Below are 22,322 nucleotides of genomic sequence, written 5' to 3'. Positions count from 1 at the left end.
GTCCATGCCGCCGATCCTGATCGACTTCCCACGAGACCAGGCGATCTGGCTCGTCTTCTGGGGCGTGTTCATCTGCGCCACCTACCTGCTCGGCACCTTCCTCGGATGGGCTGCGCGACGCGACAACCAGGAGCGCCCCGAATGACCCCGATCACCGTGCTCGCCGTCGGCGGCACCAGCGAGTCACACCCCGGCGACACCCGCAGCGAGGTCTCCGGACTGCTCCGGTCGGTGACCCGGCACCTGCCCGCCGAGCGGTTCGTCTCCCGCTGGGTCGGATACCCGGCCGACTACGGACCGGCGACCCGGCCGCACGGGCTGTCGTTCCGGGAGTCGGTGAACATCGGTGCGGACAACCTCACCGAGGCCGCCCTCGCGGTGGGCGGGCCGGTCGTCCCGCTCGGTTACTCGCAAGGCGCTGCGGTGGTGCGGGAGCTGCTGCACCGGCACGCAACCGGCGTCGGCCCTCATCTCGATATCCGGGCGGCCGGATTCGTGGCCGACCCGCAGATGTGGCGGGGCGCCGCCTACGGCAAGGCCCACCTTCCCGGGTCCGGTATCGCGGGTCCGGGCGGCCGCATCACTGTGCCGGCCTGGTGGATCGCCAACGACCGCGACCCGATTCCGTGCGCGAGCCCGGACTCTTTGCTGCGGAGCCTGGCTGACCTCACCGAGTTCATGACTCTAACCAATGTGGTCGAGTGGGGCGCCGCTGTGTTGGAGCGGGTGCGTACGCACCGCTGGCAGAACGTCCCAGACCCGTCACTGCTGGCGCTGCTCAATGCGAAGCGTCGTGTTGCCACGGCGACTGCCGAGATCTCGGCATATCTGCCGTGGCTGCCAGCCGTGAACGAGCAGGGCGGACAGCACACCTCGGCGTATATCGGGAAGCCGTATATGCCGGGTAGCAACGAGACCGGGTGCGAAGTGCTCGCGAGGCTACTGGACGCCCACGTTAAGCCGTGAAATAGCTCCACACCGGCGTCTACACAACATGCAACACGCGGCCGACCATTGCGCAGTGCATGCGCAGTGCAGGACCATCTCCGCGTGGAACAAGATCGCGGCAACCAACCGGCAGCACCCTGCCGACTCGACCCCCGATTCTTGCAACCCGGCGACTGCGAGGACTGGCACCTCCACCCCGACACGATCGCCGCGGTAGCCATCTGCGAAACCGAATGCCCGATAAGTCACGTCGTCGGGTGCGCACGTGCCGCGCTCGGCGCCGGACAACTGGCAACAGAACCGGAAATCACGCTCCCCGCAGACGGGGTGATCGCCGCCGGAATCGTTTGCCGCGGCGACAACAGCACCGTTCTCGCGCTCCAGGCCGTCATCGGCGAATACGGGCGCGGCGATGACCGGATCCGGGTGTGCGCGGGCTGCGAACGCCGGCTCGTCCCGGCTGGGCAGACGCTCGGCGTCAACGAGGCACACACAGCGGCGCGCGGATTGTGCCGGGGCTGCTACTCGGCAACCGACCGAAGTGGGCAACTCGCTCGCGTCTACCAACTGCGTCCGGCCGCGTGTGTGGACTGCGAGCGCCCGATGGTCGGCAACCGCGACGCCGTCCCGGACGGGCATGTCCGCCACCACTCGCAAGGCCGCTGCTCAGGCTGCCGCGCCAAATACCGCCGCGCTACGAGGAAGACCGCATGAGGACCAAACCGTTCGCCGAGATCGACCGCGACGACGTCGGCCAAATGCTCACCTGGAGCAACAAGCGCAAGAAACACCGCGTCAAGCTCGTTGGGCTCGAACGGAAGTCCAGCTACGTAGTCGCCTACGTCGATTCGGGCCGCGGCACCGACCAGCCGCTCACTCTGCCGAACGACACCGCGGTAACGCTCGAACCCTGAACCGGCCGCCGCCACGGCCCACCGAACGGAACCAACCCATGATGAACCACGCTGTTCTCCCTCTGCCCTACGTCACGCCGCCGCTGTCCCTCAACGACAGCGGGGCGACCCGCGGCGCCATGTTCGCGAAAGCGCGGAAGCGGAAGAAGGTCCGCGAGGACGTTTGCCGCCTCGCCGCGCTCGCCTACCTCCCGCGCGACGTCGCTCACGTGACCGTGCAACTGCACTACCGGCCCGCAACCAATCACAGACGCGACACGGACAACCTCGTCGCCACCCTCAAGCCTGCGGCCGACGCGCTCGCCGCCGGGCGGCCTGCCCGGACCACCGGAAACGGCCGAAAGATACCCGCTCTGGTCGGGTACGGGATGGTTCCGGACGACACTCCGCAGTGGATGAGCAAGCCGGAACCGATCATTCACCGCGCGGAGCCCGGCAAGGCCGGCCGGTTGTGGCTGGAAATTACGTGGACCGACAATCCTGCCGCGGAAACCGTTCCCGCATGAGCGCCGCGACCGCCGACGGATCGGCGGCCGGGCTGCGCGCCGCGTGATCCGGCTCCGCCTCCGACTCCCCGGGCTGCGGCTCGATATCGAGACCGGCCACAACCCCGACCCCGCGGACTTTGTCGCCGCCATGTGGTCGGCGGAGTACCGCGAACCCCCATACGACGAGCCCGACAGCGACGCCGACCACGGCGACGATGACGAATGAGAGGTACCGATGTCCCCCACCGACGCCGTGTCCGGCATCACCAAAGCCCAGTTGGACGCCCAGTTTCAGGAACTCGCGAAGGAGATTCCGGACGGGCCCGTGAAGGACGCCATGCGCGCGCAGTTCGACCAGGGGATGGCGCGGATACCGGACGACGCGCGGCTCCCGTTCGCGGCCCCGCCTGCGCCCGACCCGGACCCGTTCGACGAGGGCGCCCCGGACCCGGAGGAACCGCAGAATGACCCCGGGACGGTACCGGCGCCGGATGTCCTCAGTGAAGCGCACGCGCTCATCTGGGGCGACCGTGAAAACACCTACGGCGACCCCCGCGAATCGTTCGCCCGGATCGCGGGCATGTGGTCTGCGTACCTCGGACACCCCGTGACTCCGCTCGACGTCGCGAACCTCATGATTTGCATGAAGGTCTCGCGTACCCGGACCGCCTACCACCGGGACAGTTACGTCGATATCGGCGGCTACGCGGCGTCCGCGGAACGTATCGCGTCGTGACCGCGGTACCCGTCGCAGACCTCACCCCGTACCCGGGCAACCCGCGCCGCGGGGACGTCGAGGTGATCGCCGATAGCCTGCGCGCGAACGGCCAGTATCGGCCGATCGTCGTACAGACCAGCACCGGGCACGTCCTGGCAGGAAATCACACGCTCGCCGCGGCGCGGTCGCTCGGCTGGAAACAGATCGACGTCCATTACGTCGACTGCGACGACGAGACCGCCCGCCGGATCGTGCTCGCCGACAACCGCACCGCGGACAAAGGGCACTACGACATCGAAGCGCTTACCGCCCTGCTCGCCGACGTCCCGGATCTCGACGGCACCGGCTACACCGACGACGACCTGGCCGCACTGCTGGCCTCACTCGACACCGAACCGGAGTTACCGGCCGACGACGACACCAAACCGGCGCCGGCGGCCGGGCTGTCCTACGCGCTGGCGTTCGACAACGAGAAACAGCAGGACGAATGGTTCGCGTTCGTGCGGTGGCTGCGCCTCACCTACACCGACCGCGACACTGTCGGCTCGCGGCTGACCGAATATCTGCAAGCGACCGCGGGCAACCGCGACTGACCGGAGGAGTTCCGCCCTGTCCACCCCGACCGCACCGACCGTCGAACAACCGACCGTCGAACAGTTGGCCGCCCGGCTCGCCCGCGACCTCGAACGCATCGAGGAACTGTTCGAGCAACTGGACGTGACCATTACACGCACCGACGTCACCAGGCGCCCCAGCGCCGACGGGGTGCGAGGCGGCGGGGATGAGCAGCCGATGCTGCACAACGACCGCGCCAGCGAGCGACGCCGCGCGCTGCAGCGTGAACTCCAGTACGCGGCGGCTCATCCGCCGCACGCGTTGCGCGCCCGCACGCCCTACGCGGCAGCGTCGAAAATTCTCGACGACCTGGAATGGACGTCCCGCGGCCCGCGTGCCCGGGAGTGGATACAGCGGCTGTCGACCGCGATCACCCGCGGGTGGGGCTGCGTCGACACAGCACCGGTGCGCGAGTTCGCCGGACTGTGCGATAACTGCGGGGCGTCGGTGTCTGGCCCGTCGTATCTGCGCGTGCTGACCTGTCCGCAGTGCCAGGCCGAACACCCGGCCGCGCTCATGCGGCAACTGATGAAGGAAGCGGCCGACGAGTGCACCGGCACCGCTGCGGAACTCGCCCGTCTGCTGCCGCATTTCAACGGGGCGCCGGTGAAGGCTGCGACGATCCGGAAGTGGCACGAGCGCGGCAAGTTGATCGGCTGCGTAACGCCGCGCGGGATCACGTTCCGTATCGGCGATGTGCGCCGGTTGCACCGTGAGCAGCAGGGACGGGTGAAACTGCGGCCGGTGCCGACCGCTGCATGAACAGCAGGACGCCCCCGGACTCGGGTCCGGGGGCGTCGGGAGCTGAATTGCCGGATCTAACGTGCGAGGCACTTCTGGCAGTTGACTTCGAGGGGCGTGTCGTGGACCCCGAAGTAAGAGCGTCGGTGCGACTGCCCGCAGACGGTCCGCACTCGGCGGTACGGAGTGCCGACCTCGTTCTTGGTGTAATGGACTGTGAGCGTGTTCTTGATGTAGTGGCCGTTGTCTGCGGTATTCATCACTTCGGTTCCTTTCGTTCGGGGTGGCGGCCCCGGTGGGTTGATACTCCTCGACATACATCGTGACAATGTATGATGCAAGCGGGCATTATCCGCAGCGCGGGTCACGCGCGGCCCGCACTGCGCACTGTCGCGCACCCGGCAATAGGCTTGTGCCATCGGCGCGAGAAGTGAATCGAAACCACGAGCCTCGCGGCGATATCGACTAGAGGGTTGAGCCGCTTCGCGGACCCTCGCCCGGCGCCCACGCTCCCTCAGCGGTAGAGCGTGGGCGCCCTTTCACTTTCCCGAAGGAGGTGAACCCCCATGACCGAATGTCTGATTCGCCTGCTCGTCTTCCTGGTCGAGACAGGTTCCGCCGCCCTCGTGTGAGGGCCGCGCCCCGGCGCGTAAACCGGGCACACACGCCCTCGGGCGCGTCACCCCCGCACACAACACAAACCGATTGGCGGTTGAGGTGACGCGCCCGGCACGGGGCGACCAGTGAAGGAGGCCCGACAAGTGCCGAAGGACACCACCGGGCCGGAAGCCATCGCCAAACGCGAACGCATGGCGCGCGCCCTGAAACTACGCAAGTCGGGCGCGACGTATCGGCAAATCGGCGAACAGCTCGGCGTCTCGATATCGACCGCGCACGAGTACGTGCGGGATGCTCTCGCCGAAGTGACGAAAGAGCCCGCCGAAACCCTGCTTGCGCTCGAACTCGAACGGCTCGACGGAATGCTGCTCGGCATTGCGAAACAGGCCAATTCCGGAGACCTCAAAGCTATCGACCGCGCCCTGCGGATCATGGTCCGGCGTGCCCGGTTGACCGGTCTCGACGCCCTGGCGATTCTGCGCATTCAAGGCGAAGGCCGGGAAATGTCCGCGGTCGACCAGTTCCACGCCACGATGCTCGGCGAGAAGGCTGACGACGACGGGGACGGCGAGTGAAGCTCACCCCGCTACAGGGCAAGGCTCGCACCGCGTACCGGCATTCGACGGCGTCTATCAACATTCTCGAAGGCTCCGTGCGGTCCGGGAAAACCGTCGGCACGTTGCTGGACTGGACACAGACAACCCGCACCGGCCCTGGCGGAAACCTATTGATGGCAGGCCGTACCGAGCGGACCGTAATCAACAACCTGTTGTTGCCGATGCAGGAGATCTACGGGCCGGACCGCGTCGTCATCAACACCGGCTCCGGCACGGCCACGATCGGCGGTCGGCCCGTGATGCTGGTCGGCGCGAACAACGAGCAAGCACGGACGAAAATCCAGGGCTTGACGCTGGCCGGCGCGTACGTCGACGAGGTCGCCACCGTCCCCGAATCGTTCTGGGACATGCTCGTTACCCGCATGTCGGTCGAGGGCTCCCGGATTCTGGCGACATGCAACCCCGAAGGCCCGCGCCACTGGTTGAAGAAGAAGTGGCTGGATAAAGCGAAGCTGTGGGTCGACGGCGACGGCGTATTTCACGATCGGCGCGCCGAGTTCCGGATGCTGCCAGAGGGTCACGAAGACCGGCCGCTGAATCTGCACCGGTTCACGTTCACGCTCGACGACAACGCACACAATCTGCCCGCGGAGTACATCGCCAACACCAAGGCGAGCTACAGCGGCATGTTCTACCTGCGGATGATCCTCGGGCGATGGGCCCTCGCCGACGGCGTCATTTATGACGCGTTCGACCAGGCACGCCACGTCGTCGCACACAAGAAGCTCCCCAAGATGGCGCGCGTTCTATCGCTCGGCATCGACTACGGCACGACCAACGCGACCGCGGGAATCCTGCTCGGTCTCGGCGTCGACGGGCGGCTGTACGCGATCGACGAATGGGCGCCCAAGCGCGCGACCGACGCCGAGTACTCCGCGGCGCTCACAACGTGGCTGCGCAAGGGCGAGTACGAACCGGAATGGACGTACGTCGACCCCAACGCGGCGAGTTTGAAACTCCAGCTTTTCCAGGACGGGGTGCGGGCAACGGACGCGCTGAACAGCGTGAACACCGGTATCCACACCACGGCGTCACTGTTCGCGTCCGGGCAACTGCTCGTGTCCGACCGGTGTACGCATCTGCTCGACGAGATCCCCGGCTACGTCTGGGACCCGAAGGCATCGGAAAAGGGCGACGACAAGCCCATCAAAGAGGATGACCACTTCTGCGACGCGCTCCGGTATTCGGTGCTGTCCTCGCAATTCGTGTGGATGAACCACCTAGCCACACCGATACCCGCCGCCGCGAAGGAGGCAGCCTAAATGCCGTTGCCTACTTCAAACACCCCGTGGCCGCCCCGGCACCTCGCCGACGCATTCGGCCAGTACTCGACCTGCCAAGTGTGGTGGGAAGGCGACGCCGACAAGCTGTCCGCGTCCAGTGGGGAACCGTCGCGCGCCACGGTCGGCGGCGGCGGATTCATGCAACGTATCCGCCGCTTGTTCTGGGGCACCTCGCGGGACGCGGCGCAACAGCCGCGGCAACTGCACGTGCCGGTGGCCGCCGATATCGTGCAGACCGCGGCGACTGTGCTGCTGCCGGAACCAGTCACGTTCCGGCCAGCCGACGACGACACGATCGCTAACCCGGCGGCCCGGGAACGTATCGACAAGATTCTGAACAGCCCGCAGACACACGCCGGCATGGTGTCGGCCGCGGAAGCATGCTCGGCGCTCGGCGACGTCTACGGCCGCATCGTGTGGAACGCCGATATCTGCGATCACGCGTGGATCGATTGGGTTGACGCGGACGCGGCCATACCGGAATTCATGTACGGGCGGTTGTGGGCGGTCACGTTCTGGACGGTCGTCGACGAGAACACCGACGAAAACCGGGTCTTGCGTCACCTCGAACGGCATGAGGCCGGGTATCACACGATCGACGAGGACGGCGAGCGTGTGCCGGTGTGGGGGCGGATCTATCACGGTCTGTATGAGGGCACTGCGGTGTCCCTCGGCCGTCGGATCGACCTCGCAGCGCACTCGGAAACCGCGTCTATCCCCGTCGTGGAAGGCGCGGACTTTGTGTACACGGGGTCTATGCGGCTCACTGCGTGGCATATCGCGAACGGCGGCCGTAATCCTGCGTTCCGTGCGCAACCTGTTCTGCAGCACCTCGGGCGCTCCGATATCGGCGACCCTGCGGTGATCGGTCTCATGGACCAGATCGACGAAACGTATTCGTCGCTGTCGCGTGACGTCCGACTCGCGAAAGCTCGGCTGCTGGTGTCGGAGTTCCTGCTGGATATGAAGTCCCCTGGCAAGCCCGCGACATTCTCCACCGAGCAGGAGATCTACGAAAGGGTTGGCGGCGCACCGTCGGCGACCCCGGTTCTGGAAGCTCATCAGTTCCAGATCCGCGTCGCCGATCACCTCCAGACCGCGGAGGGGTACCTGCGGGCGATCCTTCGGCGTATCGGTTTCAGCCCGTATACGTTCGGGCTCGCCGACCAGTCGGGCGGTCCGATGACCGCAACGGAAGTCGACGCCAAACGCGACGCGACAACCGCGACGTACAAGGCGCGTTCCGGGGCGTGGCGAAGCGTTCTCGCCGGTGCCGCGCGAACCCTCATCGAGGTTGACGCGGCCGTGTTCGGGACCGGGGCGACGCTCGGGCAAGACCTCGAAGTGAACTGGCCGCCCGCGGCGCGTGAGTCGCTGGAAACCAAGGCGCGCAACCTCGGCGTACTCGCATCGTCGCGTAGCGCGTCGATGGAGTGGCGGGTCCGGTACCTGAACCCGACCTACGACGACATTGCCGTGGCCGATGAGGTCGGCAAGATCAGAGCCGACGAGGCCGTGGCCGACCCGCTCGCCCTCGGCGCCGACCAGCCGTTCGGCAAGCCGGAACCAGAACCCGACCCCGAACCCGATGAGGGCGGGGCGGAGGACGACACCGGCGACGACGAGACCGGCGACGAGGACGACGACGCATTGGCGGACGTCGCATAACTGAAAGGTGGGCTCGGGGATGGCATTCGAGCCCACCGCGGTCGAAGGCATGCAGGAGGCGGTCGCGCAGATCTACGCGGACGCCGAAAAGCAGCTACTCGCCCGCGTCGCCAAGGCGATACAGCGCGGTATCGACACCCCGCAATGGGTGGCAATGCAGCTCGCCGAGATCTCGCGGCTATCCGTCGAGGCCCGCGGGTTCCTGCTGTCCCTACAGCCGGAAGTCGCGGCCGAAATCCGGTCGGCGCTCGCCAACGCGCACGCGGCCGGCACTCTCGCCGCGGACGCGGATGTGCCCGGACCACCGGCGACCACCCCGGCGCCGATCGTGGCGCAGGAAGCGGTGGCCGCGCTCGCCGCGGAAACCGTCGCCGCGGTAGTGGGCACACACTCGCAAATTCTGCGTTCGACGGTCGACGGATACCGCGACGTCGTCGCGCAGGTGTCGGGACGCGTCGTGACCGGTGTCGCGACACGACGCGAGGTGACGCAGCAGGCACTCGACGAGTTCGCGGCCCGCGGCATTTCCTCGTTCCGCGACCGCGCCGGGCGTCGCTGGAAGATCGACACCTATACCGAGATGGCGGTCCGTACTGCTGCGCTGCGCGCGTTCAAACAAGGGCACACGGAACGGCTCGTGCAGCGTGGGTATGACGTGGTGGTGATCTCGGCGCACCCCGCGCCGGCGCCGCAGTGTCGCCCGTTCGAGGGCGAGTTGGTCTCGCTGACGGGCGCGACTCCGAACGGTCCGATTGAGACCGTCTCGCGGATGACCGGCCGCCCTGTGCGGGACCGGGTCGTCGCGTCGATGGCGGAAGCCGAAGCCAAGGGCCTGCACCATCCGAATTGCAGGCACGGCCATACGCTCTGGGTGCCGGGCGCGCCCCGCCCGGCGATGCCCCCGTACAACTCGCAGGACTACCGCGACGAGCAGAAGCTGCGCCGGTTGGAACGGGACGTGCGGGAGGCGAAACGGCAACAGGCCGCCGCCATCACCCCCGCGGCCCGCGCGAAGGCCGGGGCGAAACTGCGCGCGAAGCAAGCCGCGATCCGTGACCATGTCGCCCAGACCGGGGTCGGCCGGAAACGGCACCGCGAGCAGTTGCGCACCGGGAACGCTGGCAACGCGCAGTCCCCGACGCAGTTGATCCGCAACCCGAAACCGGTCACGGATGACGATCTCGCCGCTATGTCCCCGGATGAGTTGTCGAACCTCGCGGTTCGTGCGGTCGAGTCGGAGGATTTCGACTTGCTCGACCGCGTCGAGGCAGAGGACATCCGCCGCCAGGCCGCGAGCGCATCCGCCCCCGCACCGGAGCCGACACCGGAACCGGAGAAGAAGGGCCGGAAAAAGCGGGAGTTCGAGCACCTGACGGAGGACGAAATTCTCGACCTCGCCGACGCCGCGGTCGACCGCGGCGACCATGACCTGCTGGAACGGCTCGCCGCGGAGGACCAACACCGCCGCAAGCTCGAAGAACAGCAGGCGGCGCGGTGGGCGCGCAAGGAAGCCGAATACGAACGGCTCATCGCTGAGGGCGTAGACGACGAGACCGCGGTGGAAATGGCCTACGGTGTGTCCGTGAAAACGCAGCGCTCGCAGGCAGCGATTGCGTTTCTGCGTGCCGAAGGGCACACCGGCGACTCGTTCGACGAACTGTCCTCCAATGCGTTCCGGGCTCACGCCTATGAGCATTGGCTCGCCGCGGAGGACGCGACAAACGGCTACATGCTGTCAAAAGCTGGAGAGGCCGCCGGGGTCGATCCGCGCGACCTGTGGTTCGGCAATGCGACGACCACGGAAAAGCATGCGTCGGAGGAACTTCGGGCATACTGGGACGAATACGGACGGCTCACACTCTCGGAGTTCCGGGCCGAACTACTCGATCCGCAGAGCGCGCAACGGATGCGCGCCGCACGAGGGGATTTCCTACGATGAGCCGCGCTCAGGATATGGCCGACGCCTATCGGGCCGGTCTCGCTGCCGCTGCGGACCCGCGAGCGGTCAACCCGTACACCCCGGCCGCGCCGGGTAGCGATCGGGTGTTGCTCGCCCGGCTGTGGTGGCGGGGGCGGCTGAAACACGCCCGGCCCGTCCCCGACGACGAGTAGCCACACACCACCGATTCACGGCCCGCAGGCACCCCGCCTGCGGGCCTTTTTCATGCCCGCAGCACTGGCGGGCGCACACACACCAGGAGTGTTCGATGCCCCCTGCCCTGCCCATCCATCCCCTTACCGGGCTCCGGGCGCTCGGCGTCACCCGTCGCGGTCCGGTGTGGCCGGTCCTCGGCGGAGACGGCACCGGCGACGGCAACACCGGTGACGCGCCCCCTGCCGACGCGGCCACCGGTGACGCGCCCCAGGCCGACACCACGGACTCCGGCGCCGGCAACACCCCGGCCGCCAAGGGCGACCCGTCCGCGGGAGACACCGCCGACAAGGGCACCACCCCGAAACCGGACGCCGACGACGGGGCGAAGCTCAAGACCGACCTCGCGGAACAGCGCACCAAAGCCGCAGACCTCGAAAAGCAGTTGACCGAACTGCGCGACGGTCTCGGCAAGGCGCTCGGTTTCGTCAAGGACGACGCCCCCGCGGACCCGAAACAGCTCACGGCGCAACTGACCGCGAGTGTCCAAGAGGCGCGGGAAGCAAGGTCGGAACTCGCTGTGTTCCGCGCGGCCGGACCCGACATCGACGCGCAGGCACTGCTGGACTCGCGGACGTTCGTACGGGACGTACACGCTCTCGACCCCGCCGCCTCGAATTTCGACGCGAAGGTGGCCGCGCTGATCGCCCAGCACGTCGAGAAGAACCCGAAGTTCAAGACCGCGCCGGCCGCGCCGAAACCGCCCGGCCGATCGGGTGGCGATACCGGGTCCGGTAAGGGCGAGACCGGGCAGCTTACCTACGCCCAGTATCAGGCGCTCTCGCCCGCCGAGCGGATCAAGGCCACCAAAGAGGGCCGCGCAAATCAGATTCTCGGCCGCAAGTAGCGCGCCGACCTCCCCTCATCATCCCTCCAACCAAGGAGTAAGCCGCTATGGCTATCAACTTCGTTCCCGAATTTTGGGCCGACCAGGTCCAGGTCCCATTCGATTCGGCGCTGATTTTCGGGCAGCCCAAAATCGCCAACCGAAACTACGAAGGCGAGATCCGGGAGCAGGGCGACACCGTGCACGTGTCGACCATCGGCGACCCGGAGGTCCGGGCGTACGACAAGACCACCGACATGACCACCGATCAGCTGTCCGACACCACGGACACGATGGTGATCGACCAGGGTGAGTACTTCTCGTTCTACGTCAACGACATCGAGAAAATCCAGGCCGCCGCGAATTTCGACGACCCGGCGCTCGCTCGGGCCGGTGTGAAACTCCAGAACGCTGCCGATCTGTATCTCTACGGTCTGCTCAAGGCTGGCGTTCTGGCCGCGAACCAGATGGGCCGCGTTACCGTGGTCGACGCCAAGCCGGACAAGGCGACCACGGGGCAGCTCGACATGTACACGGTTCTGGTGAAGCTGCGGGAGAAGCTGGAACGGCAGTCCATTCCGGAGGTGGGCCGTTATGTGGCACTGCCGCCGGAGCTGGTCTCGCCGCTGCTGCTCGACGACCGGTTCGTGCACGCCGACAAGCTTGGGGCGACTCCGAATAACCCGCTGCTGAATGGGCAGATCGGCCGGGTTTCGGGGTTCGACGTCCTCGTGTCGAACAACATCAACAAGGTTGGCGGCTCGTCCGCGAACAAGGACGACTACGTGATCGTCGCCGGTGTGAATGCGGCTCTGTCGTTCGCGAACCAGATCAACAAGGTCGAGCGTCTGCGGGCCGAGAAGCGGTTCGCCGACATTGTGCGCGGCCTGAACATCTACGGCGGAAACGTCTTCCGGCCCGAAGCTCTGGCGTCAGCGTCGGTGCTGCTGGCTCCGCCCGCCGCTCCCGCCCCGTGATCTGAGGATCACCCCTTGACCACGCCCCCGCCCGCAGCCCGATAGCGGCGCGGGCGGGGCCGTGGTTCCAATCGAGGAAGGGCCGCAAGTGCTCACCTATGCCAATGTCGGGCAACTCGCCGAACACGTGTCGGCCGCCCAGCTCGACAAGCTCGACGACGGCGACGACGTCCGATACCTCGCGGAAGCGTCCGCGCTGGTGCGGCTCGCCACCAAAAACGACTGGTACGAGGTCACCCCCGCAGGGTTCCCGGCGGATCCTGTCGTCGCGGACGCGTTCGCGGTCGCAACCTGCGTCCAGGTGCGGGAGTGGATCGCGAACGGCATCAACCCGCTTGCGGGTGCGGCCGGTCTCGCTCCGGTCACTGCGTCGGCGTCGACCAACGGGTCGTCTGTCGCGTACCAGGTCGACGCCCAGGCCGCGGCGCGGGCGGAACTGCTGACGTGCTTGTCCGATTCGGCGCGGCGAGTGCTGCGCGCGGAACGCCTCGCGTCGGCCCAGGTGGCGCGGCGATGACTGACCCGCTGGCCGTGTTCTGGCGGCACACCGTGACCGTTCGCCGATTCCTCGGCGACGGCGCGGCCGGGCCGGTGCACGCCGACCCTACGGCGGAGGTCGGCAATGTGGCCGCGAAAGCGCAGATGGTGCGCGACACCTCGGGCGCCGAAGTTGTTTCGTCCGCGTCGGTGTCATTTCCGCCGGCGGTCGCGCAGATTCCGCCCGGCTCGCTGGTCGAGTTGCCCGCGGAGTTCGGCGGTCGCGCAACGAAAGTCGTTGCAGTGTCGGCGTCGAGCATGGGGCCGCCGTTCCCCGATACCCAGGTCTGTTGGCTGGAATAGGAGGCCGGTATGGCTGTGTCTGCCCAGTGGAACAGTGGCGGGCTCGACGGCGAGATAGCCGCGGGTGTCGCCGATGGCCTGTTCGAGGCGGGCGAAGTGCTGCTGGCACATTCCAACGCGTTGGTTCCGCTCGCTGAGGGGATCCTGGAGAACTCCGGTACCTCGGAGGTTGACGGCAACACGGTCCGGGTCGGCTACAACACCCCGTACGCGCTGCGGCAACACGAGGACTTGACGCTCAACCACCCGAACGGGCGGGAAGCGAAGTACTTGGAGAAACCGCTCAACGCGCTCGGTGCCGATTTGGTGGCGGTCGTGGCCGCGGCGATCGGTAGGCGGCTCACATGATCGACCCCGTCGGTTTCCTCGAATCGCTCGCCCGGTACCTCGACGCGTCTGGGGTCGCGCGATACGTCCCGGCCGGTGCGTATACGCCCGGAGAACTCGCGGCCGTCACGTTCGCTCTACTGCCGACCAAGCCGGACACCGCGGTCGCGCTCACCGTGTACGACGAGTCGTTCCAGCGCGACGACCACAACCCCGACGTGTACGTCCAGTTCCGTTGGCGGGCTGCGGGCACGGATCCGCGCGTCGTAGACCGGGCGGCCGACTCGGCGACCCGACTGCTGCACGACGCGTCGCGGTTCCAACTGCCGGGCGGGCCGCGTGTCCTGCTGTGCCGGCGCCGCATTCGCGGGCTCACCACCCCGGACAGCAACGGCCGCTACGAGCGGCCCGATTCGTATCTCTTCACCTTGAACCCAGCCCCAGGAGGCACCCCGTGACCAGTCCCACCCCGTTGCAGGCTCCCGACTCGGCGAGCATGGCAACCGCGCTCGCTCGCGACTATGCCGTCCAGATCGACCTCGCCCACGGCACCGCGCAGGCGGGCACCCCGGATTGGGCGTTCGTGATGGGGCTCAACAAGGTGAGCCCGACCACCGACACCACGATGCAGGACGACGGCGATATCCACTCCGGCGGCCGTAAGTCGCAGATCGCGACCGCGATCGGTGAAAACCTGGAACTCGGAGGGCTGCGGAAAGGCACCCTGTCCCCCGGTTACGTGCCGGACCCCGGGCAGGAGAAGCTGCGCGCCCACGGCTCCGAGATCGGATACGCCAATATCGCGCATGTCCGGTACTGGAGGACCGACGGTATCGACGAGGCGAAGGAAGGCTATTTCGCGGTCAACTGGGTGAGTTCGGCCGACGACAAGGAAGGGCTGTACGCGTTCACTGCGACGCTCACCGGCCGCGGCAAGCACACCAACATCGCGAAGCCGACGACCTCGACCGTCAAGACGTTCACTCTCCCTGCGGGCACCACCGGCGGAACGTGGACGGTCACTGTCGACGGCCAGACCACCACCGGTGTGTCCAACAGCGCGACCGGCGCGGCGTTCCAGTCTGCGCTGGAGGCTCTGTCGACCGTCGGCGCCGGTAACGTCACCGTCTCCCTCACCGGCGGCGTCTACACCGCGACGTTCCTCGTGCCGGTCACCTCCGTGACCGCGTCGGGGACCGGCCTCACCCCGTCGGGCACGGTCGCTGTCGGATGACCGACCGGCCGCGCACCCTCGCAGACTACGACGCGTTCGCTGACCCGGACCTGTACCTGCCGGTGCGCGGCCAACGCGTACGCATCCCCTCCCCCACTGCGCGGGAGGGGCTGCGGCTGCGTCGCCTGTTCTGCGATATCGACGCGCTTACTCCCGACGTGGAACGCGTCGAGGCGCGTCGCATCCTCGGCGACGCATGGGACGCACTCGACGCACTCGGCGCTGACGCGGCAATCATCGGGCTCGCCGGACGTACCGCCCTGTTGCACTATGGCAAAGGGCCGGACGCGGCGGCGCGGTTCTGGAACCAGGAGATCGCGCCCGATGCGAAGCCTGAGGCACCCGTGCCCGCCGATCCGGGCGCACCCGGATTCCTCGGCCCCGACGATCCGGGCGGCGGTCCGATAGACCCCGTGTCCGGGCTCCGGCTCTGGTTCAACCCAACCGAGATGGCACCGGTGTACCGAGTCGCGCCGACGGTTCCGTGGCGCGATATCGCCGCGTGCTGGGCTGCATTGGAGCTCGATTTGCACGACGTGTACGGCGTCGACGTGTGTTCCGAAGTGTTGGACCGGCGCCCGTGGCGGTGGCTGGAACTGCGGATCCGCGACCTACTCACAACCCCGGGTACGCGGCTGCACACGGCCATGTTCCCCCCGAAAACGACGTAAGGACAGCCGCTATGGCCGCGCTGCGGGACCTCGCAGAGTTCTACGACCCCGACCTGTACTTGCCGATCAACGGGCGCACGTACCGCATTACGTGCCCTGGTATCAGTGAGGCCGACCGGCTCAGGCTCCTTGTCCTCGACGCGTCGCTGGACGCGGAGCAGGAGGCAGACGAGATCCGGAAAATCCTCGGCCCGGCCCGCGATGAGATGGCCGCCCACGGTGTGCCGTCCACGATGGCGATTCATGCCGGCCGTACCGCCCTGCTGCATTTCGGGGCGACTCCGGCTCTGGCACGCACGCATTGGCAGCTCGGGCAGCTCGGCGACGTCGCCGACTTGCAAGCAATCCTCGACGCCGCCGCGGGCGGCTGACCTCCGCACAGATTTAGGGGCGCGTCATGGCCGAAGAAGGCGTCAACGTCGGTTCGATTTACGCCGAACTTTCCATCGACGACAGCCGGTTCCAGCAGACCCTCCAAACCTCGGAGCAGGGGTTTACCAACCTGCGCACGGCCGCGACGCGTGCCGCGGCGGAACTTGACCAGAGTTTCCGCGGCACCGATGCGCAGATTGCGCGCTCGGGCGATGAGGCACGCGGCGCGGCGACCGATCTCGGGCGCGTCGGCGACGCGGCACAGGGTGCGTCCCGTGACGTGCGTCGTGTCGCGGACGCGTCGGAGGAAGCGGCGCGGGCAACGCACCGTATCGAGATTCCGGCGGAGTTGGCGCGGTCGGCGCAACGCGCACAGGACGCCGTCGCGGGTATCGGCGACGCAGCCGCGAGCAACGACGGTGCGGGCGCGTCGATGGGCGACAACTTCCTCGGCGGATTCACCGAGAAAATAAAGGGGTTGGGCGGCAAGGGCGGCCCGATCGCTATGGCGCTGGTCGGTGTCGCCGGTATCGGGCTCGCGGCCGGTGCAGCGTTGGTCGGCGCGATTGCGGACGGGATGCAGCAGGAACGCGACCGCGACCTCATCCAGGCGCGTCTCGGTGTGAGCGATGAGGCGATGAAGGTCTACGGCGCCGCTGCTGGTGCTGCGTTCTCGAACGGGTGGGGCGAGAGCGTCAACGCGAACCTTGAAACGGTGCAAGCCGCGATGGGTGGCGGGCTGCTCGACGGCGAAGAATCCGCAGCAGAGATGCAGCCAGTTATCGAGAAATTGACCGCGGTAAACGATCTGCTCGGTGCCGATATGGCGCAGACTATCGCCGCAACCCGGGCGCTCATGTTGAACGGGCTCGCCCCTGATGCAAGCGCAGCGTTCGACCTCATCGTTCGGGCAGCGCAGCGGGGCGGCAACGCGGGCGATGACCTTCTCGACGTGGTCCGCGAATACGCGAACGGTTGGAAGCAGACGGGGTTTTCAGCCCAGTACTCGCTTGGGCTGATCAACCAGGCCATGACTAACGGTGTCGATGTGGCAGACCGTGCGGGCGACGCAATCCGAGAGTTCGGGCGCAGGATGTCCGAAGAGGGCGACACCATCAAAGAAACGCTCACCTCGCTGAACCTCCCGGCCGATGAGCTGTTCGACAAACTCAAGGCCGGCGGACCCGAAGCAGAAGCCGCATTCGACCAGGTATTCGACGCTATCCGCCAGATCGAGGACCCGCTGGAACGGGCCGCGGCAGCACAAGCCCTCCTCGGCGATACGGCGGGCGACTTCATCAACGCCTTCACCCAGTGGGACCCGTCCGAAGCTGCGGCGTCGATGGGCGACTACGCGGGCGCTGCGGAGAACGCGATGGAGGTAATGGGTTCCAACTCGGCGGCTCATTTCGAGGCAGCGAAGAACTCCATCACCGCGTCGGCCGATGACATCAAGCTCGCGCTGGCAGAGGCGTTCGGTCCGACGCTGACCAAGATCGCGGACTGGGTGTCGACCCACAAGCCGGAGATTGTCGAGTTCTTCACCGGGCTTGCCGATGCCGGGTTCGCCTGCCTCGACGGGCTGATTGCGTTCGCGTCGGGCGCTCTGCGGGCGTTCGCGTCCATGCAGGAAGGGATCGGAGACACCGTCGGTAAGGCGCTGGTCGCGGTCGGTGGGTTCACCGAAACGCTGGGCGGTCTGATCAAGCACATCCCAGGTATGGAAGAGACCGGTGCCGCCATTGAGGGCGCTGGCGCGGCTGTCGAGAGGTACGGGGAACAGACCGACGCAGCGGCGGATCGGGCGCGTGCCATGGCCGATGTGTTGGACGCGGCGCGACCGAAGATCGACGGTATCCGGGAATCGGTGCGCTCGGCTGGCGAACAGGCCAGCGCGGCAGCGGAAATGACGCGTCTGTTCGGTGGCGAGGTCCAGGCGGTGCCGGAAGGTAAAACCCTGGTGGTGCAGGCGTTGACCGATGACGCCCGCGCCCGGCTCGACGAGTTCGGGTTCAAGGTGGAAACGCTGGACGATGGGACAGTCCGGATCACCGCCGAAACCGCGGACGCGCAGCAGACGCTCGACGATTTCGTGACCCACAACAACGGAAAACCGCTGGTCATGGATCTGCAGGTTGATTGGACTCGGGTTCAGGCTGGCATCGACAATCCGCAATTGCGCGCGAACGCACCCGCCTACACTCCGGAGTCCGGGTACGTGCATTACGCGGACGGCACGGAGAACCATCGCGCGGAGATCGCGCCCGCCGGCGCTATGCGGGTGTGGGCTGAGCCGGAGACCGGCGGGGAAGCCTACATACCGCTTGCAGAAGCGAAACGTAGCCGATCACTCGATATCCTCTCGGCCGTCGCGGACCGGTTCGGTTACGGGCTGATGCAGATGGCAAACGGCGGCATCACCGCCGACGAATTGGCCGCACAATCCCGCGGTATCGAGGGCGCCCACTACGTGTGGGGTGGCTGGGATGACTCCTGGAACACCGACTGCTCGGGCGCGGTCTCGCGGGTGGCGAACATGGCGGCCTACGGCGATCCAATGGTCGGCGGCCGATTCGGCACCGGCAACGCGGAGTCCGCGCTCTCGTCACGCGGGTTCCTGCCCGGTGCGGGCCCGGATGGTTCCGTGCGAATCGGCTGGATCAACGACCCGAACATGCCCGGCGGAGGACACGCCGCTGCCACCCTGCCCGACGGCACCAACGTCGAGATGGGAGGGAAAAGGGGCAACGGCCAGTTCGGGGGGCATGCCGCGGGCTGGTCAGAGTTCCCGTCGGTCATGCACTACCCGATGCCCGGCAGCGTCGGTACCGGCACCTCCCGGAGGTACACCGCCAAACCGGAGGACTTCAACGCAGGGAACGACCCTGACGGGCTTCGCGCGCTCAGTGAAGCGGGCGATTTCACCGACAGGTTCGGGAAGAAGTACGGCGTAGCGGAGGACGATCCGCTGGCCGCCGCGTTTCTGACCGGTGCGTATGACTCGGAGGTCGATCCGAACAAGTTGAACGTAGGCAACGACCCCGACGGGTTGAAGGCGCTGATGGGCGCCGGAGACTTCACCGACCGGTTCGGCCACGCGTTCGGCGTGGCGGAGGACGACCCTCTGGTCGACGCTCTGCTCGATACCCGGGACGCCCGGAAGAAAGCGGCGGAGGAAGCGAAAAAGGCTGCTGCGGGCTCGGCGAGTTCGCGGTCCGGGTCGGGCGGTGTGCAGGATGTGCGCGTCGTCAACTGGCCGGTCGCCTTGGGCGGGCAGCCCAAGGAGGAACGCCAGCCCAAGGCGACCGTTACCGCACGGTGGTTCGCCGACGGCGGCGAGGACCATACCGCACAGATCGCGCCCGCTGGCGATCTCCGCGTCTGGGGCGAGCCGGAGACAGGCGGCGAAGCCTATATCCCGCTCGCAGCAGCGAAGCGAGTTCGGTCGCTCGGGTTGCTTCGCAGGGTGGCCGACCGGTTCGGGTTCGGGCTCACCCCGTACGCGTCCGGCGGGTTCGGTGGTCTCGGGTCCGCTGGGGACAGCGGCGTGCACACCGGTTCGTGGAAGGTGGCGGCCCTCGGTGAACAGGGCGATATTCCGCTGTCGACGCCATCACGTGACGTTCCGTTGGCGAACCTCGGGGCCGGACTGTACCGGCTCGCGGCGTTCGGTGTGGGCGCTGCGCTGACGGCTGCGTCGGGCTGGGACAAGGACGGCAAATTCCAGGGGTTCGACACCTCGAACACCTCTATTCCCGGACTCGAAGAGGGTCTCGGGCGCCTGTCGGAACAGCTCACGGTCCTTATCGAGGCCGTGCGCGACGGCAAGCCGGTCGACGTCCAGGTCGATATCGACGCCGGGCGCCGCACAGCAGATCTGAAAATCACACAGCTCGGGGTCTGACCCCGAAAGGGGACAGAATGTCGATCCGGTATGAGCTGCACGGCGTGCAGCGCGCAGGCTCGCCGCGGTCGGTGTGGCGGTTCGGGCAGCCCGATTGCCCGCTCCGTCTCGCCACCTCCCCGAAAGGGGTCGGCGGGGCGCCGACCGAACATATCCGGCAGGGGAACGCGCGGCAGGCCGGCGCGACATGGCGCGGGATGAACCGCGGCGTCAACCCGATAAAGCTCGACGTGCAGGTCGGGCCGGTCGAGGCGGGCGAGACCGCGGTGGACCTGTGGTCGACGTGGCGGGCGAGTCTCGGCGACGGCTCGAACCTCGCAGAGTTCCACGTGATTTCACCAGGCGGCGGCGACCGCTACCAGTTCGTGCGGCGCGAGTCCGAGATTCCGGATCCTTCGCTCGAACTATTGACGGACGTCGGGTGGTGCATGGAGTCGGTTGTCATCGGGTCGGACGAATCGTGGTGGATCGGTGAAACCGTCCATCTCGGGCCGCTCGCCCCAGACCAGTTCGCGGGCCGCACCATCCGCAACGACGGGGACGCGGACGGCTGGGTCTTTTGGCGGCTGACCGGTCCGGGCGCGTTCACGATCGGTGTCGGCGCGGAAGCGGTCACGCTCCCGATGCTCGACCCCGGCGAAGTGTGGACCGTGGAAACCGATCCGCAGTTCCCGCATATCAAGGACGGCGCCGGGGTGGACACCTGGGAGACCGCGGGCAATGTCGCGTGGTATTCGCCGGTCGCGCCCGGGGCAACTGTGCCGCTGAACATCTCGGCGGCCGGGTCCTCGGCGGCGTCGCGAGTCGAACTGTGGCTGCCACAGAAGTACGAGAGGGCTGCCGCATGACCGCGCCGAATACGCTCTGGCGGCCGAATACGAAGACACCGCCCGCGTTCAACGTCACCGTGTTCAACCAGGATTACACGAAAAGCCGCCCGCTCGGGCCGTATATGCGGGCCCGGTTCGGGTGGTTCTGGCGCGTACCCGGAACCGCGGAGATCCAGGTGCGGGCGGATCACCCGCTCGCAGCCCGGTTGATGGCGTGCAAACGCGACGTCGTCCCGATCCGGACCTACTACAACGGGATCCCCTGGTCCGGGCGCGTGATCTCCGCGAGGATGCGCGGCAAGCCGGGGCAGGAAATCGTTACGGCTACGTGTGTCGGCAATCTTTATTGGATTCTGACGGCGCTAGCGTGGGTCAACAACTGGTTTCCGGCTGAGGTGCAAATCGGGATTACCGGCAAGCAGGACGTTCGATTCGGTCCGGTCGATTTTGTCGCAAAAAGCTACCTGACATCCGTGATGACGCGGCTACAAAAGCCGGTCTACTCGGCGCTGCCGGTCGACTATCAGATTCCAGAGCTTCCGCAGTTGGAGGACTTGAACAGTCTCGACGACATTCTGGAAGCGCTCGGCGCACTGACCGACGACCTGTGTGTCCTCTCGGCGCGTTTCACCCAGCTTGACGAGCTTGTCAAGGGCCCGATCGAGAATTCGGGTCGCGGCATGTCCTGCGAGTTGTGGATCCCGGAAGACGGACCGTCGCCGGATGTGTTCAACTCCGACACCCTGGCGCGGCTCCAGAACATCATCGACCTGACCGGCGACAATTTTTTCTGGTTCACCAACCCCGACAATATTCTCGGGCTCGCCGATCCGGATTCGTGGCGGAAAATGGATCGCGCCGGATACGTGTTCGACACGCACAGAAAGCGTGATCGGCGGTGGATGCAGTGGCGCACCGATTCCGGGCATATCGAGGAATACGACCGGGGCGTAAGCCACCCCACGGCACACTCTGCGGTTGTCGGCGGTAAGGCTCCGGAATTCGCGAATCAGCTTGTGGAGTGGGCCGCGAATCTTGCATTGCAAGCGCTGCTTAACCTGCTAGTTCCCGGCGCAAACCTGGGTTCGATCCTGGTAGGCGATCTGTTCGACAACATATTTTTTGCCTATCAGAAGTTCGACGACAACCAGCTGAAAGCTGATCTCGGCGAGCACGGTTTCGGCGAGGTATTCGCAGACAACACAGCCGCCTATTCTCTGGATTCCTGGGCGGTCGGTCTGTCCGCGCTGAAAAAGGCAGGCGGCGGAGAGTCGCTGAAACTCACCGTGAAAGCGGGCGGCATCGACGGTCGCGGATTCTCGTTCGGCGTCGACGACGGCTCCGGCCGACGGTTCCAATTGGGCGACATTATGACGTTCTGGGATCGGGGAACGATCGTCGAGGATTACGTGTCCGCGGTCGAGGTCGAGGACGCTCGCGATGAGCGCTGCACGGAAACCGTCACGATCGGCGACGACGAGGAACTGCAAGACGCGTGGGAAAAGCTCATCGGCCGAATGAAGGGCCTTGCCGGGCTGACTCGCGCTATCGCCAACGGCACAAACTGATTCGCTCTAGG

26 protein-coding genes and 1 pseudogene are annotated in these 22,322 nt (G+C 66.8%); 26 read left to right on the top strand and 1 reads right to left on the bottom strand.

Annotation, left to right across the window (positions count from 1 at the left end; translation table 11 throughout):
* The first annotated feature begins 4 nt into the window (after nucleotides 1-4).
* The 9 genes from ACWCPQ_RS16860 (at nucleotide 5) to ACWCPQ_RS16820 (ending at nucleotide 4,445) form a co-directional block, all read left to right on the top strand.
* Nucleotides 5-145, top strand: a complete 141-nt coding sequence (locus ACWCPQ_RS16860) for a hypothetical protein (protein WP_449899587.1) — start codon at nucleotides 5-7, stop codon at nucleotides 143-145.
* On the top strand, nucleotides 142-966 hold the full coding sequence (locus ACWCPQ_RS16855; RefSeq protein ID WP_449899585.1) for a PE-PPE domain-containing protein: 825 nt from the start codon (nucleotides 142-144) through the stop codon (nucleotides 964-966). The genes ACWCPQ_RS16860 and ACWCPQ_RS16855 overlap by 4 nt, the downstream gene beginning before the upstream one ends.
* Nucleotides 967-1,050: 84 nt before the next feature.
* Complete coding sequence (locus ACWCPQ_RS16850) at nucleotides 1,051-1,662, top strand: hypothetical protein (RefSeq protein WP_449899582.1); 612 nt, start codon at nucleotides 1,051-1,053, stop codon at nucleotides 1,660-1,662.
* Complete coding sequence (locus ACWCPQ_RS16845; RefSeq protein WP_449899579.1) at nucleotides 1,659-1,862, top strand: hypothetical protein; 204 nt, start codon at nucleotides 1,659-1,661, stop codon at nucleotides 1,860-1,862. Before ACWCPQ_RS16850 ends, ACWCPQ_RS16845 begins: the two co-directional genes overlap by 4 nt.
* 38 nt (nucleotides 1,863-1,900) lie before the next feature.
* Nucleotides 1,901-2,368 (top strand): hypothetical protein, encoded by a 468-nt coding sequence (locus tag ACWCPQ_RS16840; RefSeq protein ID WP_449899576.1) that lies wholly within the window; start codon nucleotides 1,901-1,903, stop codon nucleotides 2,366-2,368.
* A 43-nt stretch (nucleotides 2,369-2,411) separates the two neighbouring features.
* A complete protein-coding gene (locus ACWCPQ_RS16835; RefSeq protein ID WP_449899573.1) occupies nucleotides 2,412-2,576 on the top strand; it encodes a hypothetical protein in 165 nt (54 codons plus the stop codon).
* A 9-nt stretch (nucleotides 2,577-2,585) separates the two neighbouring features.
* Nucleotides 2,586-3,086, top strand: a complete 501-nt coding sequence (locus ACWCPQ_RS16830; protein ID WP_449899570.1) for a DUF6378 domain-containing protein — start codon at nucleotides 2,586-2,588, stop codon at nucleotides 3,084-3,086.
* Complete coding sequence (locus tag ACWCPQ_RS16825; protein WP_449899567.1) at nucleotides 3,083-3,661, top strand: hypothetical protein; 579 nt, start codon at nucleotides 3,083-3,085, stop codon at nucleotides 3,659-3,661. The genes ACWCPQ_RS16830 and ACWCPQ_RS16825 overlap by 4 nt, the downstream gene beginning before the upstream one ends.
* 64 nt (nucleotides 3,662-3,725) lie before the next feature.
* Nucleotides 3,726-4,445, top strand: coding sequence for a hypothetical protein (locus ACWCPQ_RS16820; protein WP_449899565.1), 720 nt, complete (start codon nucleotides 3,726-3,728; stop codon nucleotides 4,443-4,445).
* Nucleotides 4,446-4,501: 56 nt separating this feature from the next.
* On the opposite strand, the gene ACWCPQ_RS16815 is transcribed toward ACWCPQ_RS16820, so the two are convergent.
* On the bottom strand, nucleotides 4,502-4,687 hold the full coding sequence (locus ACWCPQ_RS16815; RefSeq protein ID WP_449899562.1) for a hypothetical protein: 186 nt from the start codon (nucleotides 4,685-4,687) through the stop codon (nucleotides 4,502-4,504).
* A 498-nt stretch (nucleotides 4,688-5,185) separates the two neighbouring features.
* Here ACWCPQ_RS16815 and ACWCPQ_RS16810 point away from each other — a divergent pair, with 498 nt between their 5' ends.
* The 17 genes and pseudogenes from ACWCPQ_RS16810 to ACWCPQ_RS16730 all read left to right on the top strand — a co-directional run bounded on the left by ACWCPQ_RS16810 (nucleotide 5,186) and on the right by ACWCPQ_RS16730 (nucleotide 22,311).
* The gene (locus ACWCPQ_RS16810; protein ID WP_449899559.1) at nucleotides 5,186-5,617 is read left to right on the top strand and encodes a hypothetical protein; all 432 of its coding nucleotides are present in this window, start codon (nucleotides 5,186-5,188) and stop codon (nucleotides 5,615-5,617) included.
* Entirely contained in the window at nucleotides 5,614-6,921 is a 1,308-nt protein-coding gene (locus ACWCPQ_RS16805) for a PBSX family phage terminase large subunit (protein WP_449899557.1), read from the top strand. Before ACWCPQ_RS16810 ends, ACWCPQ_RS16805 begins: the two co-directional genes overlap by 4 nt.
* A 267-nt stretch (nucleotides 6,922-7,188) precedes the next feature.
* Nucleotides 7,189-8,610, top strand: coding sequence for a hypothetical protein (locus ACWCPQ_RS16800; RefSeq protein WP_449899555.1), 1,422 nt, complete (start codon nucleotides 7,189-7,191; stop codon nucleotides 8,608-8,610).
* 19 nt (nucleotides 8,611-8,629) lie between these two features.
* Nucleotides 8,630-9,664: pseudogene (locus ACWCPQ_RS16795) on the top strand (phage minor capsid protein); the annotation flags it as partial.
* A gap of 881 nt (nucleotides 9,665-10,545) precedes the next feature.
* Nucleotides 10,546-10,722 (top strand): hypothetical protein, encoded by a 177-nt coding sequence (locus ACWCPQ_RS16790; protein ID WP_280244944.1) that lies wholly within the window; start codon nucleotides 10,546-10,548, stop codon nucleotides 10,720-10,722.
* Between the two features lie 95 nt (nucleotides 10,723-10,817).
* Nucleotides 10,818-11,609: a hypothetical protein gene (locus ACWCPQ_RS16785; protein WP_449899552.1), complete on the top strand. Its 792-nt coding sequence runs from the start codon at nucleotides 10,818-10,820 to the stop codon at nucleotides 11,607-11,609.
* Between the two features lie 47 nt (nucleotides 11,610-11,656).
* Nucleotides 11,657-12,565, top strand: coding sequence for a hypothetical protein (locus ACWCPQ_RS16780; protein WP_449899551.1), 909 nt, complete (start codon nucleotides 11,657-11,659; stop codon nucleotides 12,563-12,565).
* Nucleotides 12,566-12,626: 61 nt separating this feature from the next.
* On the top strand, nucleotides 12,627-13,082 hold the full coding sequence (locus ACWCPQ_RS16775; protein ID WP_449899549.1) for a hypothetical protein: 456 nt from the start codon (nucleotides 12,627-12,629) through the stop codon (nucleotides 13,080-13,082).
* The gene (locus ACWCPQ_RS16770) at nucleotides 13,079-13,405 is read left to right on the top strand and encodes a hypothetical protein (RefSeq protein WP_449899547.1); all 327 of its coding nucleotides are present in this window, start codon (nucleotides 13,079-13,081) and stop codon (nucleotides 13,403-13,405) included. The genes ACWCPQ_RS16775 and ACWCPQ_RS16770 overlap by 4 nt, the downstream gene beginning before the upstream one ends.
* A 9-nt stretch (nucleotides 13,406-13,414) precedes the next feature.
* Nucleotides 13,415-13,753, top strand: coding sequence for a hypothetical protein (locus ACWCPQ_RS16765; RefSeq protein ID WP_449899545.1), 339 nt, complete (start codon nucleotides 13,415-13,417; stop codon nucleotides 13,751-13,753).
* Nucleotides 13,750-14,190: a phage tail terminator protein gene (locus tag ACWCPQ_RS16760; protein ID WP_449899543.1), complete on the top strand. Its 441-nt coding sequence runs from the start codon at nucleotides 13,750-13,752 to the stop codon at nucleotides 14,188-14,190. Before ACWCPQ_RS16765 ends, ACWCPQ_RS16760 begins: the two co-directional genes overlap by 4 nt.
* Entirely contained in the window at nucleotides 14,187-14,966 is a 780-nt protein-coding gene (locus ACWCPQ_RS16755) for a phage tail tube protein (protein ID WP_449899541.1), read from the top strand. Before ACWCPQ_RS16760 ends, ACWCPQ_RS16755 begins: the two co-directional genes overlap by 4 nt.
* Complete coding sequence (locus ACWCPQ_RS16750; protein ID WP_449899539.1) at nucleotides 14,963-15,637, top strand: DUF7426 family protein; 675 nt, start codon at nucleotides 14,963-14,965, stop codon at nucleotides 15,635-15,637. The genes ACWCPQ_RS16755 and ACWCPQ_RS16750 overlap by 4 nt, the downstream gene beginning before the upstream one ends.
* 11 nt (nucleotides 15,638-15,648) lie before the next feature.
* Nucleotides 15,649-16,008 carry a DUF7426 family protein gene (locus tag ACWCPQ_RS16745; protein WP_449899538.1) on the top strand — a complete coding sequence of 120 codons (360 nt, stop codon included), beginning with the start codon at nucleotides 15,649-15,651 and terminating at the stop codon, nucleotides 16,006-16,008.
* Nucleotides 16,009-16,034: 26 nt separating this feature from the next.
* Nucleotides 16,035-19,913 (top strand): phage tail tape measure protein, encoded by a 3,879-nt coding sequence (locus tag ACWCPQ_RS16740; protein WP_449899536.1) that lies wholly within the window; start codon nucleotides 16,035-16,037, stop codon nucleotides 19,911-19,913.
* 17 nt (nucleotides 19,914-19,930) lie between these two features.
* Nucleotides 19,931-20,761 carry a hypothetical protein gene (locus tag ACWCPQ_RS16735; RefSeq protein ID WP_449899535.1) on the top strand — a complete coding sequence of 277 codons (831 nt, stop codon included), beginning with the start codon at nucleotides 19,931-19,933 and terminating at the stop codon, nucleotides 20,759-20,761.
* Nucleotides 20,758-22,311: a Gp37-like protein gene (locus tag ACWCPQ_RS16730; protein WP_449899532.1), complete on the top strand. Its 1,554-nt coding sequence runs from the start codon at nucleotides 20,758-20,760 to the stop codon at nucleotides 22,309-22,311. The genes ACWCPQ_RS16735 and ACWCPQ_RS16730 overlap by 4 nt, the downstream gene beginning before the upstream one ends.
* Nucleotides 22,312-22,322 lie beyond the last annotated feature (11 nt).

Source organism: Nocardia sp. NPDC001965 (assembly GCF_053594175.1).
This window is presented reverse-complemented; position numbering and strand designations above follow the sequence as displayed.

Excerpts from the sequence above, each read along its gene's own strand:
- ACWCPQ_RS16860 (WP_449899587.1), top strand. The coding sequence starts at position 5 with ATGCCGCCGATCCTGATCGACTTCCCACGAGACCAGGCGATCTGGCTC.
- ACWCPQ_RS16855 (WP_449899585.1), top strand. The coding sequence starts at position 142 with ATGACCCCGATCACCGTGCTCGCCGTCGGCGGCACCAGCGAGTCACAC.
- ACWCPQ_RS16845 (WP_449899579.1), top strand. The coding sequence starts at position 1,659 with ATGAGGACCAAACCGTTCGCCGAGATCGACCGCGACGACGTCGGCCAA.
- ACWCPQ_RS16840 (WP_449899576.1), top strand. The coding sequence starts at position 1,901 with ATGATGAACCACGCTGTTCTCCCTCTGCCCTACGTCACGCCGCCGCTG.
- ACWCPQ_RS16830 (WP_449899570.1), top strand. The coding sequence starts at position 2,586 with ATGTCCCCCACCGACGCCGTGTCCGGCATCACCAAAGCCCAGTTGGAC.
- ACWCPQ_RS16790 (WP_280244944.1), top strand. The coding sequence starts at position 10,546 with ATGAGCCGCGCTCAGGATATGGCCGACGCCTATCGGGCCGGTCTCGCT.
- ACWCPQ_RS16785 (WP_449899552.1), top strand. The coding sequence starts at position 10,818 with ATGCCCCCTGCCCTGCCCATCCATCCCCTTACCGGGCTCCGGGCGCTC.
- ACWCPQ_RS16780 (WP_449899551.1), top strand. The coding sequence starts at position 11,657 with ATGGCTATCAACTTCGTTCCCGAATTTTGGGCCGACCAGGTCCAGGTC.
- ACWCPQ_RS16770 (WP_449899547.1), top strand. The coding sequence starts at position 13,079 with ATGACTGACCCGCTGGCCGTGTTCTGGCGGCACACCGTGACCGTTCGC.
- ACWCPQ_RS16765 (WP_449899545.1), top strand. The coding sequence starts at position 13,415 with ATGGCTGTGTCTGCCCAGTGGAACAGTGGCGGGCTCGACGGCGAGATA.
- ACWCPQ_RS16760 (WP_449899543.1), top strand. The coding sequence starts at position 13,750 with ATGATCGACCCCGTCGGTTTCCTCGAATCGCTCGCCCGGTACCTCGAC.
- ACWCPQ_RS16750 (WP_449899539.1), top strand. The coding sequence starts at position 14,963 with ATGACCGACCGGCCGCGCACCCTCGCAGACTACGACGCGTTCGCTGAC.
- ACWCPQ_RS16745 (WP_449899538.1), top strand. The coding sequence starts at position 15,649 with ATGGCCGCGCTGCGGGACCTCGCAGAGTTCTACGACCCCGACCTGTAC.
- ACWCPQ_RS16740 (WP_449899536.1), top strand. The coding sequence starts at position 16,035 with ATGGCCGAAGAAGGCGTCAACGTCGGTTCGATTTACGCCGAACTTTCC.
- ACWCPQ_RS16735 (WP_449899535.1), top strand. The coding sequence starts at position 19,931 with ATGTCGATCCGGTATGAGCTGCACGGCGTGCAGCGCGCAGGCTCGCCG.
- ACWCPQ_RS16730 (WP_449899532.1), top strand. The coding sequence starts at position 20,758 with ATGACCGCGCCGAATACGCTCTGGCGGCCGAATACGAAGACACCGCCC.